This is a genomic window from Mycobacterium sp., from assembly GCF_052144515.1.
Classification (GTDB): domain Bacteria; phylum Actinomycetota; class Actinomycetes; order Mycobacteriales; family Mycobacteriaceae; genus Mycobacterium.
The window spans coordinates 1-13628 of sequence record NZ_JBKQQD010000339.1 but is presented as its reverse complement, the minus strand read 5'-3'; the positions used below and the strand labels follow the sequence as shown (position 1 = coordinate 13628).

General features: G+C 65.6%; 15 protein-coding genes. 10 read left to right on the top strand and 5 right to left on the bottom strand.

Annotated elements, in window-relative coordinates:
* Positions 1–35 precede the first annotated feature (35 nt).
* The 4 genes from ACLP9N_RS22525 to ACLP9N_RS22510 all read left to right on the top strand — a co-directional run bounded on the left by ACLP9N_RS22525 (position 36) and on the right by ACLP9N_RS22510 (position 4310).
* Positions 36–839 carry an acyl-ACP thioesterase domain-containing protein gene (locus ACLP9N_RS22525; RefSeq protein WP_442409474.1) on the top strand — a complete coding sequence of 268 codons (804 nt, stop codon included), beginning with the start codon at positions 36–38 and terminating at the stop codon, positions 837–839.
* A gap of 270 nt (positions 840–1109) precedes the next feature.
* The gene (aceA, locus tag ACLP9N_RS22520) at positions 1110–2396 is read left to right on the top strand and encodes an isocitrate lyase (RefSeq protein ID WP_442409473.1); all 1287 of its coding nucleotides are present in this window, start codon (positions 1110–1112) and stop codon (positions 2394–2396) included.
* 115 nt (positions 2397–2511) lie between these two features.
* Positions 2512–3375, top strand: coding sequence for a 3-hydroxybutyryl-CoA dehydrogenase (locus tag ACLP9N_RS22515; RefSeq protein ID WP_442409472.1), 864 nt, complete (start codon positions 2512–2514; stop codon positions 3373–3375).
* Positions 3376–3449: 74 nt separating this feature from the next.
* A complete protein-coding gene (locus ACLP9N_RS22510; protein WP_442409471.1) occupies positions 3450–4310 on the top strand; it encodes a cyclopropane mycolic acid synthase family methyltransferase in 861 nt (286 codons plus the stop codon).
* 9 nt (positions 4311–4319) lie between these two features.
* Here the strand turns inward: ACLP9N_RS22510 and pcaA are convergent, their stop codons facing one another.
* The 3 genes from pcaA to ACLP9N_RS22495 all read right to left on the bottom strand — a co-directional run bounded on the left by pcaA (position 4320) and on the right by ACLP9N_RS22495 (position 7050).
* A complete protein-coding gene (gene pcaA / locus ACLP9N_RS22505; protein ID WP_442409470.1) occupies positions 4320–5183 on the bottom strand; it encodes a cyclopropane mycolic acid synthase PcaA in 864 nt (287 codons plus the stop codon).
* Positions 5184–5318: 135 nt separating this feature from the next.
* Complete coding sequence (locus ACLP9N_RS22500) at positions 5319–6350, bottom strand: prenyltransferase (protein WP_442409469.1); 1032 nt, start codon at positions 6348–6350, stop codon at positions 5319–5321.
* On the bottom strand, positions 6343–7050 hold the full coding sequence (locus ACLP9N_RS22495) for a TetR/AcrR family transcriptional regulator (RefSeq protein ID WP_442409468.1): 708 nt from the start codon (positions 7048–7050) through the stop codon (positions 6343–6345). Before ACLP9N_RS22495 ends, ACLP9N_RS22500 begins: the two co-directional genes overlap by 8 nt.
* An 89-nt stretch (positions 7051–7139) precedes the next feature.
* On the opposite strand from ACLP9N_RS22495, the gene ACLP9N_RS22490 reads away from it, so the two are divergent.
* The 6 genes from ACLP9N_RS22490 (at position 7140) to deoC (ending at position 11572) form a co-directional block, all read left to right on the top strand.
* Positions 7140–8567: a DUF445 domain-containing protein gene (locus tag ACLP9N_RS22490; protein ID WP_442409467.1), complete on the top strand. Its 1428-nt coding sequence runs from the start codon at positions 7140–7142 to the stop codon at positions 8565–8567.
* Positions 8568–8671: 104 nt separating this feature from the next.
* Positions 8672–9121: a helix-turn-helix domain-containing protein gene (locus ACLP9N_RS22485; RefSeq protein ID WP_442409466.1), complete on the top strand. Its 450-nt coding sequence runs from the start codon at positions 8672–8674 to the stop codon at positions 9119–9121.
* 359 nt (positions 9122–9480) lie between these two features.
* Entirely contained in the window at positions 9481–10089 is a 609-nt protein-coding gene (locus tag ACLP9N_RS22480; RefSeq protein WP_442409465.1) for a heparin-binding hemagglutinin, read from the top strand.
* 85 nt (positions 10090–10174) lie between these two features.
* Positions 10175–10447 carry a DUF2516 family protein gene (locus ACLP9N_RS22475; RefSeq protein ID WP_442409464.1) on the top strand — a complete coding sequence of 91 codons (273 nt, stop codon included), beginning with the start codon at positions 10175–10177 and terminating at the stop codon, positions 10445–10447.
* A 4-nt stretch (positions 10448–10451) separates the two neighbouring features.
* Positions 10452–10889, top strand: a complete 438-nt coding sequence (locus ACLP9N_RS22470) for a DUF2599 domain-containing protein (protein ID WP_442409463.1) — start codon at positions 10452–10454, stop codon at positions 10887–10889.
* Positions 10889–11572: a deoxyribose-phosphate aldolase gene (gene deoC, locus ACLP9N_RS22465; RefSeq protein ID WP_442409462.1), complete on the top strand. Its 684-nt coding sequence runs from the start codon at positions 10889–10891 to the stop codon at positions 11570–11572. The genes ACLP9N_RS22470 and deoC overlap by 1 nt, the downstream gene beginning before the upstream one ends.
* Positions 11573–11575: 3 nt before the next feature.
* On the opposite strand, the gene ACLP9N_RS22460 is transcribed toward deoC, so the two are convergent.
* Both ACLP9N_RS22460 and ACLP9N_RS22455 read right to left on the bottom strand, forming a co-directional pair.
* Positions 11576–12622 carry an LmeA family phospholipid-binding protein gene (locus tag ACLP9N_RS22460; protein WP_442409461.1) on the bottom strand — a complete coding sequence of 349 codons (1047 nt, stop codon included), beginning with the start codon at positions 12620–12622 and terminating at the stop codon, positions 11576–11578.
* Complete coding sequence (locus tag ACLP9N_RS22455; RefSeq protein ID WP_442409460.1) at positions 12619–13470, bottom strand: carbon-nitrogen hydrolase family protein; 852 nt, start codon at positions 13468–13470, stop codon at positions 12619–12621. Before ACLP9N_RS22455 ends, ACLP9N_RS22460 begins: the two co-directional genes overlap by 4 nt.
* Between the last annotated feature and the right edge of the window lie 158 nt (positions 13471–13628).

Sequence of the window (13628 nt, the reverse complement as noted above, 5' to 3'; positions counted from 1 at the left end):
GGGGCGCCAACGAGGAGGGAATGGGGAGCCAAGCCGTGAGCCTGGACAAAGAAATGATGCCGGTGCCCGACGGCCACCCCGATGTGTTCGACCGCGAATGGCCGCTGCGCATGGGTGACATCGACCGCACCGGCCGGCTTCGCTTGGACGCGGCCTGCCGGCACATCCAGGACATCGGCCAGGACCAGCTGCGCGAGATGGGTTTCGAGGAGACCCATCCGCTGTGGATCGTCCGGCGCACCATGGTCGACCTGATCCGCGCGATCGAGTTCCGCGACATGCTGCGGATGCGGCGCTGGTGTTCGGGCACCTCGAACCGCTGGTGTGAGATGCGGGTCCGCATCGACGGACGCAACGGCGGCCTGATCGAATCCGAGGCGTTCTGGATCCACGTGAACAAGGAAACCGAGATGCCGGCGCGCATCGCCGACGACTTCCTGGAGGGCCTGTTCCGGACCACTTCCGTGAACCGGCTGCGGTGGAAGGGCTACCTGAAGCCGGGCAGCCGGGACCAACGGTCCGAAGCGACGGAAATCCACGAGTTCCCGGTCCGCGTCACCGACATCGACCTGTTCGACCACGTGAACAACTCGGTGTACTGGAGCGTCATCGAGGATTACCTGGCGTCTCACCCCGAGCTGCTGGCGGCACCGTTGCGGGTGACGATCGAGCACGAGGCGCCGATGGCGCTGGGCGACAAGTTGGACGTCATCTCGCACGTTCACCCGGCCGGCTCGACCGACCAATTCGGTGCCGGCCTGGCCGACCGCCCTGTTATCACGCTCACATATGCGGTTGGTGACGAGACGAAAGCCGTCGCGGCGCTGTTCGCACTCTAATCGGACAAGCGTCCCGGTAAATCGCCCGTTGACCTGCGAATTCTAATTACCCGCCGGTAGCTTCTGAAACGGTTAAGCCAAAAGCCGCCTTTGCAAGATTTGCAAAATCAGCAAAAGTCGTGGCCGAAATTGGCAATTGAAATGGCTGGCCAGGTGGGAACACGCTGTGCCATCGTCGAGTTAGCACAGCAGTGAAGATGCGCCGTTGGCAACCGCCGAAAGGGCGGTCAGGCGTCGGTATCACGAGGAAAACCGTTAAGGAGCAACCCAATGTCTAACGTTGGCACGCCTAAGAGCGCCGAGCAGATCCAGCACGACTGGGACACCAACCCGCGCTGGAAGGACGTCACTCGTACCTACACCGCCGAGGACGTCGTGGCTTTGCAAGGCAGTGTTGTCGAGGAGTCCACCCTGGCCCGCCGCGGCGCGGAGGTGCTGTGGGACCAGCTGCACGAGCTGGAATTCGTCAACGCGCTGGGCGCGCTGACCGGCAACATGGCCGTCCAGCAGGTGCGCGCAGGCCTGAAGGCCATCTACCTGTCGGGTTGGCAGGTCGCCGGTGACGCCAACCTGTCCGGCCACACCTACCCCGACCAGAGCCTGTACCCGGCCAACTCGGTGCCACAGGTCGTCCGCCGGATCAACAACGCGCTGCTGCGCGCCGACCAGATCGCCAAGGTCGAGGGTGACACCTCGGTGCAGAACTGGCTGGCGCCGATCGTCGCCGACGGCGAGGCCGGCTTCGGTGGCGCGCTCAACGTCTACGAACTGCAGAAGGCGATGATCGCCGCCGGTGTCGCCGGTTCGCACTGGGAGGACCAGCTGGCCTCGGAGAAGAAGTGCGGCCACCTAGGCGGCAAGGTGCTGATCCCGACCCAGCAGCACATCCGCACGCTGACCTCGGCGCGCCTGGCCGCCGACGTCTGCGACGCTCCGACCGTTGTCATCGCCCGGACCGACGCCGAAGCGGCCACGCTGATCACGTCCGACGTCGACGAGCGTGACCAGCCGTTCATCACCGGCGAGCGGACCAAGGAAGGCTTCTACCGGGTGAAGAACGGCCTGGAGCCGTGCATCGCCCGCGCCAAGGCCTACGCGCCGTATTCCGACCTGATCTGGATGGAGACCGGCACCCCGGACCTCGAGTTGGCGGCGAAGTTCGCCGAGGGCGTCAAGGCCGAGTTCCCGGACCAGATGCTGGCCTACAACTGCTCGCCGTCGTTCAACTGGAAGAAGCATCTTGACGACAGCACCATCGCGAAGTTCCAGAAGGACCTTGGCGCAATGGGATTCAAATTCCAGTTCATTACGCTGGCCGGCTTCCACGCCCTGAACTACTCGATGTTCGATCTGGCCTACGGCTACGCCCGCAACCAGATGAGCGCCTACGTCGAGCTGCAAGAGCGCGAGTTCGACGCCGAGGAGCGCGGTTACACCGCGACCAAGCACCAGCGTGAGGTCGGCGCCGGTTACTTCGACCGCATCGCCACCACGGTCGACCCGAATTCCTCGACGACTGCTCTGACCGGTTCCACCGAAGAGGGTCAGTTCCACTAAGGGACTTGGCCACGAGTGGCGCAGGTCACTCAATAGAAGTTGACAGCATAGGCCCCGCCCAGCGACCCTGGGCGGGGCCTATTGCACTGCATGCCAATACGACGAGAGAGAGATAGTGAGCGACGCAGCGATCCAGCGCGTTGGCGTTATCGGGGCCGGGCAGATGGGGTCCGGTATCGCCGAGGTCGCCGTCCGCGCCGGCGTCGGCGTCACGGTGTTCGAGACCACCGAAGCGCTGATCACCGCGGGACGCAACCGCATCGTGAAATCGCTGGAGCGCGGCGTCAGCGCGGGCAAGGTGACCGAGCGCGAGCGCGACCGCGCGCTCGACCAGCTGACCTTCACCACCAACCTCAAAGACCTGGCCGACCGGCAACTGGTGATCGAAGCCGTCGTCGAGGACGAGGCCGTCAAGGCCCAGATCTTTTCGGAACTCGACCGGGTTATCACCGATCCCGACGCGGTACTCGCGTCGAACACCTCGAGCATCCCGATCATGAAGATCGCCGCGGCGACCAAGAACCCGCAGCGCGTGCTGGGCTTGCACTTTTTCAATCCCGTCCCGGTGCTGCCGCTGGTCGAGCTGGTCACCACGCTCGTCACCGACGATGCCGCCGCAGCCCGCACCGAAGTGTTCGCCAGCGCGGTGCTCGGCAAGCAGGTGGTGCGTTGCTCCGACCGGTCCGGCTTCGTGGTGAACGCGCTACTGGTTCCTTATCTACTGTCGGCGATCCGGATGGTCGAGGCCGGGTTCGCGACCGCCGAAGACGTCGACAAGGCCGTTGTCGCCGGGCTGTCGCATCCGATGGGTCCGCTGCGGCTGTCTGATCTGGTCGGCCTGGACACCCTGAAACTGATCGCGGACAAGATGTTCGAGGAATTCAAAGAGCCGCACTATGGTCCGCCGCCGCTGTTGCTGCGCATGGTCGAGGCGGGTCTGCTGGGCAAGAAGTCCGGTCAGGGTTTCTATACCTACTAATAGTTATTGAAACGGTTGAGCGGCCCCGGCCGCGCTGCGCGTGAGAATCGAGAAACGAGAGGTATCTTCCGAGCATGACCCAGCTAAGGCCCTATTACGAAGAGTCGCAATCGATTTACGACGTCTCGGACGAGTTTTTCGCGTTGTTCCTAGACCCGACGATGGCGTACACGTGCGCGTACTTCGAGCGTGACGACATGACGCTGGAAGAGGCGTCCAACGCGAAGTTCGACTTGGCGCTGGGCAAGCTCAACCTCGAGCCTGGGATGACGCTGCTCGACATCGGTTGCGGCTGGGGCGGCGCGCTGGTCCGGGCGATCGAGAAGTTCGACGTCAACGTCATCGGAATTACCCTGAGCCGCAACCAGTTCGAGTACAGCAAGGCCAAACTGGCCAAGATCCCCACCGAGCGCAGCGTCGAGGTGCGGCTCCAGGGATGGGAAGAGTTCGAGGACAAGGTCGACCGGATCGTCACCATCGGCGCTTTCGAAGCGTTCAAGTATGACCGCTATCCCGCATTCTTCCAGCGCGCCTACGACATCCTGCCCGATGACGGCCGCATGCTGCTGCACACGATTTTGGCCTACACCCAGAAGCAGCAGGTTGAACGCGGCGTCAGCATAACGATGAACGACATCCGATTTATGAAATTCATTGGCGAGGTAATTTTCCCGGGCGGACAGTTGCCGGCGCAGGAAGATCTATTCAAATTGGCGGCCGAGTCCGGGTTCACGATCGAACGGGTGCAATTACTGCAGGAGCACTACGAGCGCACCCTGAAGATCTGGGCGGCAAACCTGGAGGCCAACAAGGAGAAGGCCATCGCCATCCAGTCGGAAGAGATCTACGACCGTTACATGCACTATCTCACCGGGTGCGAGAACTTCTTCCGCAAAGGCATCAGCGACGTCGGTCAATTCACCTGCGTGAAGTAGCCCGCGCGGTTACTTCTCCAGTGTGAACTGGTTGACGTCGGTGTACCCCTGGCGGAACAGCTTGGCGCAGCCGGTCAGGTACCTCATGTACCGGTCGTAGACCTCTTTGGACTGGATAGCGATGGCCTTCTCCTTGTTGGCCTTGAGCGCGGCGGCCCACAACTCCAGGGTCCTCGCGTAGTGCAGCTGCAGCGACTGCACCCGGGTCAGCTTGAAGCCCGCCGCGTCGGCGTACTCTTCGACCGACGGGGGTGTCGGCAGCCAGCCGCCGGGGAAGATCTCGGCCAGGATGAACTGGGTGAAGTGCACGATTTCGTGGGTCAACGGATTGCCTTGCGCCCTGGCGTCTTTGAAAGTGGGGCGCGTGATGGTGTGCAGCAGCGCGACGCCGTCGGTCGGCAGCACCTGGTGGGCCATCTTGAAGAAGTGGCCCCAGCGCTGGCGGCCGAAGTGTTCGAACGCACCGATCGAGACGATGCGGTCAACCGGCTCGCCGAACTTCTCCCAGCCCTCCAGCAACACCCGCGTTGACCGAGCGGTTTCCAGCTGGTAGAACGCCTGCTGGACGTGGCTGGCCTGGTTCTGGGACAACGTCAGGCCCACGACGTTGACGTCGTATTTCTCGATGGCGCGTCTCATGGTGGCGCCCCAGCCGCAGCCGATGTCCAGCAACGTCATCCCGGGCTCGAGGTTCAGCTTGCCCAGCGCCAGGTCGATCTTGGCGATCTGGGCCTCCTCCAGTGTCATGTCGTCACGTTCGAAGTAGGCGCAGCTGTAGGTCTGGGTGGGGTCCAGGAAAAGCCGGAAGAAGTCGTCGGAGAGGTCGTAATGGGCTTGGACGTTGCCAAAATGCGGCGTGAGCTGCACGGCCATGGCGGGAAGAGCCTTTCTGTTTCTCGGTGGCCGTTCAGGGCGTCGCGAACGATGCACTCTGGCGGGGCCCCCGATGCATTCCCAGCATGCTAGCCGTTCGGGCGGCGCTAGTCGCCTTCGCGCGCTTGCTTTTGGTCACATCAGGTGGAGTCGGAGTGCGCGCAACACGGCGCCGATCGCGAGTCCCACCACGAGTAACGCACCCGCCTGACGCACGTGCAGCCACGCCAGCGCAGCGTACCACAACGGCCACACCGGAAACTTCGGTGGCGGCTCCTCGGGCCTCGGGCGCCGGAAATATGGCCACACCTTCGCCAGCCGGGGCAGCGCCAACGCGGCGACCAATGCGGGCCACGGCATCGCCCCCGCCGCGACGGCCGCGGCGACCAGCACGTAGAAGCCGACCATCATCGCCAGCGTCACCACGCGGGCCCGCGCCTCGCCGAGCAGGACCGGCAGCGTCCGGATGCCGAGCGGCTCGTCGTAGGGAATCTTGTCGATGTGCTTGCCCATCAGCACGGTGGTGCACAGGAGCCCATAGGGGAGCGACGCCAGCACCACATCCCAACCGATCGCGCCCACCGCGGAGTAATACGTCCCGCACACCATCAGTGGACCCCAGACGATGAAAACGTCGGGTTCTCCCAGTCCGCGTTTCTTCAGTCTCAGCGGTGGCGCCGTGTAGGCGACGCTCAGTGCGAACCCGCTGAGCGCAAAGGCCACCACGGGCCAGCCGCGAGCCCATGCCAGCGTCACGAGGATCGCCAGATCGGCGATGTTCACCAGCAGAATCGCCATGCCCAGGGTGCGGCGGGTGACCAGCCCGGACAGCACCGGGTGCGGCGCGTACAGCGCGCGCGGGTAATCGGCGCTGTCGGTGCCGACCTTGGTGTCGTACAGGTCGTTCATCAGGTTGTTGGCGGTGTGTGCCAGCGTGATTCCCAGCACCGCGAGCACCAGCCAGCGCCAGTCCAGCCCGGGTTTGCCGACCGCCAGCAGCGCCGCCACCAGGCCGGAAAACAGCGTCATCGGCAGCAGCGCCGCGCGAGTCACGACAAGCCAGCGGGTGACGGCGTCGATGGGTCCGTCAGGGGGTGGGTTGGTGGTGCGCAGTGCGTACGCCCACGACCTCAGCCGTGAGCCGGCGCTCACCTTAGGCTCAAGCATCTGAAGTCCGGGGCGGGACGATCGGCGAGGGATGCGGCTCCTCGCGGAACTTCTCCAGCGATCCGCCGACCTCGACGATCCCGCACAGTGCGTTCCAACTGAGCATGGTCAGGTAGTCGATGAGCTCGTCGCGGCTTATCCGCGGGTCCGACATCCACGAGTGGGTGGCCAGCTGCACCCCGCCGACGATCAGGTAGGACCACGGCTCCGCGCCGCCGGTGTCCATCCCGGCCCGTTGCATGCGGTGGCGCATCATCACCGCGATCATGCGGGCGATGATCCGCTCGGAGTCGGCGATCACCTTGCTCTTGCTGGCCGAGCTGTTGGCCATCACGAACCGATACGGCTCGGGTTCGTTGGCGACGGTTTCGACGTACACGCGGATGACCTCGCGGGTCAGTTCGAAGCCGTCCAGGTTCGATGTCAGAGCGGCGGCCATGTTGGGGATCAGCGTGGTCTGCGTGAACCGCATCATGACGGCCGTCGTCAGGTCGTTCTTGTCGACGAAGTAGCGGTACAGCACTGTCTTGGAGACGCCGATCTCGGCCGCGATCTCATCCATGCTCAGGAAACGCCCCTGGCGGCGAATCGCATCGATGGTTCCGTCCACCAGCTCGTTGCGGCGCTCGACCTTGTGTTTGTGCCAGCGCCGCTTACGGCCATCCGTTTTCGCTGTCACAGCCGGGATTTGCTCTGCCACCGTCGCCGATTTCCCATTCATTAGACGCCTCGATACTACGGCTTCCGGCGGCTCGTCTCCTGTTTCGGCGGCACCTGCGCGGGTTGCGGATGTTGTCGTCGCAAAACCGGGCCCGGGCAATACATGATGGTGTAGTGGCACACAGGGCCCCAGTGAGAGGCGGAGCGCCGGGTGCGCCGGCGTCCCCGCCGGACACGTCGACCCCCGCACTGGAGGCGGCGGGCGCGGTGCGTGCGTCGTTCGCGGAATCGTTTGCCGGGGCCGATCCGGAGGCCGATGCCGAGCGGCGGGTGGCGCTGCGCCGGATGAAGATGGTGGCGCTGGGCTTTCTGGTCGGTGCCAGCTGCGTCTTTTTGGCCTGCCGGTGGGCGCAGGCCCACGGCGCCGCCGCCGTCTGGGTGGGTTATGTCGGTGCTGCCGCGGAGGCCGGCATGGTGGGCGCCCTGGCGGACTGGTTCGCCGTGACCGCGCTGTTCAAGCATCCGCTGGGCATACCGATCCCGCACACCGCGATCATCAAGCGCAAGAAAGACCAGCTGGGTGAGGGGCTGGGGACCTTTGTGCGGGAGAACTTCCTGTCGGCGGCGGTCGTCGAGACCAAGCTGCGCGACGCGCAGGTGCCCAGTCGGCTCGGCAAGTGGCTGTCAGATGCCTCCCATGCCCAACGGGTCGCCAGCGAGACGGCGACCGTGCTGCGGGTGCTGGTGGAACTCCTGCGTGACGAGGACGTCCAGCACGTGATCGACCGGATGATCGTGCGCCGCATCGCCGAGCCGCAGTGGGGTCCGCCGGTGGGCCGGGTGCTGTCGACCATGCTGGCCGAGAACAGGCAGGAGGCCCTGATCCAGTTGCTGGCCGACCGGGCGTTCCAGTGGTCGCTGAACGCGGGCGAGGTCATTCAGCGGGTCGTGGAGCGTGACTCGCCGACCTGGTCACCGCGGTTCATCGACCATCTCGTCGGCGACCGCATCCACCGCGAGCTGATGGACTTCACCGACAAGGTGCGGCGCAACCCCGACCACGAACTACGACGGTCGGCAACCCGCTTCCTGTTTGAGTTCGCCGACGACCTCCAGCACGACCCGGCCACCGTCGCGCGCGCCGATGCGGTCAAGGAGCAGCTGATGGCGCGCGATGAGGTCGCCACCGCCGCCGCGACGGCGTGGAAGACGCTCAAACGGCTGGTGCTCGAAGGGGTCGACGACCCGTCCAGCACGTTGCGCACCCGCATCACCGACACCGTGGTGCGCATCGGGGAATCGCTGCGCGACGAGGCAGAGCTGCGCGACAAGGTGGAGAACTGGATGGTACGCGCGGCCGAGCATCTGGTGTCGCAGTACGGGGTGGAGATCACGGCGATCATCACCGACACCATCGAGCGGTGGGATGCCGAGGAAGCCAGCCGGCGGATCGAACTGCATGTGGGCCGTGACCTGCAATTCATTCGGATCAACGGAACCGTGGTAGGCGCCCTGGCGGGGCTGGGGATCTATGCGGCCGCGCAGCTGCTGTTCTAAGGTGCGCTAACAAGTGCTTGCAAAAGCAAGCACTTCTCCGTAGTCTGGGGCGCGTCAACATCGGTCGGCATCGGTCGGCATCGGCATAGACCCAGGAGCACGCAATGGCACCCGAGGAGAAGCTCTCCGTCAAGGTGTCGACAGCGGCTTCGGAAGTGGCGTCCGACATCGGCGGCTTCATCAGGAGCCAACGCGAAAACGCGCAAGTCTCGGTGCGACAACTCGCCGAACGTGCCGGTGTCAGCAATCCGTACCTGAGCCAGGTCGAGCGAGGCTTGCGCAAGCCGTCCGCCGATGTGCTGGCCCAGATCGCCAAGGCGCTGCGGGTTTCCGCGGAGGTGCTCTACGTGCGGGCTGGAATCCTCGAGCCAAGCGAGACCAGCCCGGTGCGTGACGCGATCATCACCGACACCGCGATAACAGAGCGGCAGAAGCAAGTCCTGCTCGACATCTACGGGTCGTTCACCTTCCAAAACGAATCCATCCGTGCGGAGTGTCAAACCCAGTTCGACACCCCGCCCGACCCCGCCAACGGTTCGAGCACAGACGAGTGACCTATGGCGCAAATCACGTCGGCGATGTCTAGATGGCCGGCCACTTGGTTACCCCGTACGAGGGGTTCCGGCCTCAGGTGGTCACGGCTTCCCAATAAGTGAGGAGAACACCGAGATGACGATCGGTACCGACGGCGCGGCCGGCTGTCGCCCGGCCTGACGTCTCCGGTCCGGCCCGGCCCGGTCCCGCCACGAACCCGACCATGAACCGACCCGACGAATCAGGAGGTCACCTGCGAGCGCGTGCCATGTCAATCCGTGGGTCTTGACAACTTCTCGCCGAGGAGCCGACGCTTGCCCCAATCTTTAGACCAAAGCAGTAATAACGCCGATAACGAAAATTCAGGAAAGGAAAAACTATGGCTGACAACCCGAACATCGACGACCTGCGGGCTCCGTTGCTGGCAGCGCTGGGCGCGGCCGACTTGGCCCTGGCCACCGTCAACGAGCTGATCTCGGACCTGCGTGACCGCGCCGGGGAGACCCGCAGCGACACCCGCAGCCGGGTCGAGGAGAGCCGCGCCCGCCTGACCAAGCTGCAGGAGGACCTGCCCGAGCAGCTGCGCGAGCTGCGCGAGCGGTTTACCTCTGACGAGCTGCGCAAGGCCGCCGAGGGCTACCTGGAGGCCGCCACCAGCCGGTACAACGAGCTGGTCGAGCGCGGCGAGGCCGCCCTGGACCGGCTGCGCAGCCAGTCGACCTTCGAAGACGCCTCGGCCCGCGCCCAGGCCTCCGTCGACCAGGCCGTCGAGCTGACCCAGGAGGCGCTTGGCACCGTGTCGTCTCGGACCCGCGCGGTCGGCGAGCGTGCCGCCAAGCTGGTCGGTATCGACCTGCCCAAGAAGGCGCCGGCTCCGGCCGCCAAGAAGGCTCCGGCCAAGAAAGCCCCGGCCAAGAAGGCCAATAAAGCCTTAGCCAAGAAGGCTCCGGCGAAGAAGGCCGCGGCGAAGAAGGTCACCCAGAAGTAGTCCACCCACTCGACTCCGAGTTGCCCGCGTGTTACCTGGGCAACTCGGAGTCGACGTTTTGGGCACTCCCCCATACGCTTGTTACGTGCCTCCCCTCGTGGAAACCGTTTTACGGGTCTTGCAGCTCGCCGTCCTGGTAACGGCCGTGTACGCGTTTGTGCACGCGGCCATGCAGCGAACCGACGCTTACACCGCCGCCGACAAGCTGACCAAGCCGGTGTGGCTGATAATCCTCGGCGTGGCCGCGGCACTGACCTTGATCGGCGTATTCGGGATGGCGATAGCCGCCTGTGCGGCCGGCATATATCTGGTCGATGTGCGGCCCAAACTTCTGGACATTCAAGGTAAGTCGCGCTAGCGGCATGAAAGCCGTCGTCGCCGCGTCGGCGGCGGTGCTTGTCGCGCTGCTGGGCGCCGCGCCCGGGCTGGCTGATCCCGGCACCGGGGTAACCGGCCCGACCTTTTCCCCGCCGTTTGTCGACCACACCGAGTGGAAGCACTGGGGACGTCTGACCAGCCTGCGGGTGTACCCGACACCGTTGGCGCGGGTGGCCGCCAGACAGCCCGGGACTTCGGTTAGTGGGGCCGCGTCCGATGAGGCCTGGGCCGAGGTGCTGGCACGGTCGCCGGACGCCGACACTCCAGGCATGCGCGCGCAGTTCATCTGCCACTGGCAGTTCGCCGAAATCGCGCAACCCGGCAAGACCAGCTGGAACCTCGAACCGTGGCGGCCCGTCGTCGACGATGCCGAGATGGTGGCGTCCGGCTGCAATCCCGGCGGCCCCGAGGAAGCGTTCTAGTGGCGCACCAGCCCACCCGCGCGCAGGTGGCAGCACTGGTAGACCACACGCTGCTCAAACCCGAGGCCACTGACGCAGACGTGGTCTCTCTGGTCACCGAAGCCGCCGAGCTGGGCGTCTACGCGGTATGCGTCTCGCCGTCGATGGTGCCGGTCGCGGTCCAAGCCGGTGGCGTGCGGATCGCCGCGGTGGCGGGCTTTCCGTCGGGCAAGCACGTATCCACGGTCAAGGCGCTCGAGGCGGCCCAGGCTGTCGCAGCCGGTGCCCGTGAGATCGACATGGTCATCGACATCGGGGCCGCGCTGGCCGGTGACATCGACGCGGTGCGGAGCGACATCGCAGCGGTACGCGACGCTGCGGCCGGGGCGGTGCTCAAGGTGATCGTGGAGTCGGCGGCGCTGTTGGGACACGCAAGCCCACGCACGCTGGCGGAGGTGTGCCGCGCCGCCGAGGACGCCGGCGCGGACTTCGTCAAGACCTCGACCGGGTTTCATCCCGCCGGCGGGGCGTCGGTCGAAGCCGTCGCGGTGATGACCGACGCCGTCGGCGGGCGACTAGGGGTCAAGGCCAGCGGCGGCATCCGCACCGCCGCCGTCGCGGTCGCGATGCTCGACGCCGGCGCCACCCGGCTAGGCCTGTCCGGCACCCGGGCGGTGCTCGACGGGCTCAGCCCAGACCCGTAGGCGTCAGATGTTGGCGAAGCAGGGATCCGCGGTGCCGCCGGCGGGGATGGTGGCGTTCTGGGTCGAGAAGTGGCTCTGCACACCGGTCGACGTGACCTGCACGCTGTCCGCGTGAATGCCCAGCGGGTAATTCTTGGTCAGGTTGGAGGTGAAGTCGTCCAGTGTCGACTGGACGGTCTCCTTGGGCAGGGTGAAGCCCAGGGTGTTGAAGTCGATGATCTGCAGTCGCAGGCCGTTGCCGGAGATCACCGGCTTGGCCTTGATGTCGTTGAGCATGCCCTTCAATTCAATGGTCCCGTCGGCAGGGGACGTGACCACGCTGTTGGTGACGAAGGGACCCAGAATCGGAATCGCGTTCTGCACCGACTCCTTGATGCCTTCAGACGTCCAGGTGATGTCGGCGTTCAGTGCGCCGATGGTGCCCTTGGAGTTGGGGGTCGACTTGAGCTGGACGTTGTCGATGGTCAGTTTGATCTGCATGCCCTTGGCGTCGCGGATCTGGTTACCGGCCGTCTCCACCGAGATGTTGGTGAAATGCTGCGTAACGACCTGCCACAACACCAACGGCGCCACACCGAACTTCGCGGTGGCCTTGTCTTTGACCTCGCACGCCACCGCTTCGGCGACCTTGTTGTTCGCCTGGTTACGGACATACAGCTCGGCTCCGATCAGTCCCGCGACGAGCAGCGAGACCACGATGATGAGCACCAGCAGGATGGATAGCGGGTCGCGAAGGCGGCGTTTCTTTTTCGCCGGCGCCGGCTCGGCGTCGGGTGCCCCCAGCCGATTCGTCGGCGCCGCGGGCGGGACCGGCGGCGGCGGGTAGCTGGGCCGCTGTGGGTTGGGATTGGCCGCTCCGAACTGCTCAGTCTGCTGCTGCGCCGGGCCGGTCTGGCTGGCCGCAGTCGGAGGTTCCTGCGCGCGACTAGCTCCGGGATCGCCCGGCCGCATCCGCTCGGTGGGTGCTTGCGGCTGGCCAAACGGACCCTGGTTGCCGGGCGGCCCCCACGGCGGTGGGCCTTCGTTTGGTGGTCCTTGCGGGTTGGTCACCCAAGCGATTGTGCCCTATCAAGCTGAGCAAAGCTTGAGTGGTTGCGCAACACCGCGATGCTTTCGCGGGCCGCCGCGACCTGGTCGACGTCGATGTCGGCGAGCACCAGTTGCGGGTTCGCGCCGGCGGAGGCCACAACTTCGCCTAGCGGTGACGCCACCAAGCTGCCGCCCACCCCGGTCGGCGCGCCTGAGCCCGAACCGGGGCTGGTCAGGGTGTCGCCGGGGTCGGCCTGACCGGCCGCGGCAATGTAGCTCATCGAGTCCAGTGCCCGGGCGCGGGCCAGCAGCGTCCATTGTTCGAGTTTGCCGGGGCCAGAACCCCACGATGCGCAGATAGCGATCAGCTGGGCACCCCGGCGGGCCAGCTCCGTGTAGAGCGCCGGAAAGCGAATGTCGTAGCAAACAGTCAGTCCCACCCGGACGTCGTCGACGGTGATGACGACCGGTTCGTGTCCGGGGGCGACCGTACGCGACTCCGTGAAGCCGAACGCGTCATAGAGGTGGATCTTGTGATAGTGGCCGTCCGGCTGATTGGGGGTGCCCGGGCCCGCCGCAATCAGCGTGTTCGTCACCCGCCCGTCGTCAGCGGGCGCGAACATTCCGGCAATCACGGTGATGCCGGCCTCGGTCGCGATGCGCCGGACACCGTCTGCCCAGGGCCCGTCGGGGCCGTTCAGGGGCTCGGCGATCGGTCCCAGCGGGACGCCGAACCGGCACATGGTCGCCTCGGGGAACACCACCAGCTTCGCGCCGGCGTCGGCGGCCTGTCCGGCGTAGTCGCGGACCAGCTCCAGATTTGCGGTCGGATCGGTGCCACTGAGGATCTGCGCCAACGCGATTCGCATGGGTGCCAGCTTAGGCCCGGCGACGATGCGCGCCGCTGTGCGGCGTGAGGAGGAGCTGGGCAATTGGGCCTAGGCCCGGCGACGATGCGCGCCGCTGTGCGGCGTGAGGAGGAGTTGGGCAATTGGGCCCAGGCCCGGCGACGGGCGGCCAACTCAGG

What these genes read in the sequence shown, in the direction of transcription:
- ACLP9N_RS22490 (WP_442409467.1), top strand. Translation starts at nt 7,140, where the DNA reads ATGTTGTCGTCGCAAAACCGGGCCCGGGCAATACATGATGGTGTAGTG.
- aceA (WP_442409473.1), top strand. Translation starts at nt 1,110, where the DNA reads ATGTCTAACGTTGGCACGCCTAAGAGCGCCGAGCAGATCCAGCACGAC.
- ACLP9N_RS22480 (WP_442409465.1), top strand. Translation starts at nt 9,481, where the DNA reads ATGGCTGACAACCCGAACATCGACGACCTGCGGGCTCCGTTGCTGGCA.
- ACLP9N_RS22455 (WP_442409460.1), bottom strand. Translation starts at nt 13,470, where the DNA reads ATGCGAATCGCGTTGGCGCAGATCCTCAGTGGCACCGATCCGACCGCA.
- ACLP9N_RS22470 (WP_442409463.1), top strand. Translation starts at nt 10,452, where the DNA reads ATGAAAGCCGTCGTCGCCGCGTCGGCGGCGGTGCTTGTCGCGCTGCTG.
- ACLP9N_RS22485 (WP_442409466.1), top strand. Translation starts at nt 8,672, where the DNA reads ATGGCACCCGAGGAGAAGCTCTCCGTCAAGGTGTCGACAGCGGCTTCG.
- ACLP9N_RS22510 (WP_442409471.1), top strand. Translation starts at nt 3,450, where the DNA reads ATGACCCAGCTAAGGCCCTATTACGAAGAGTCGCAATCGATTTACGAC.
- ACLP9N_RS22500 (WP_442409469.1), bottom strand. Translation starts at nt 6,350, where the DNA reads ATGCTTGAGCCTAAGGTGAGCGCCGGCTCACGGCTGAGGTCGTGGGCG.
- pcaA (WP_442409470.1), bottom strand. Translation starts at nt 5,183, where the DNA reads ATGGCCGTGCAGCTCACGCCGCATTTTGGCAACGTCCAAGCCCATTAC.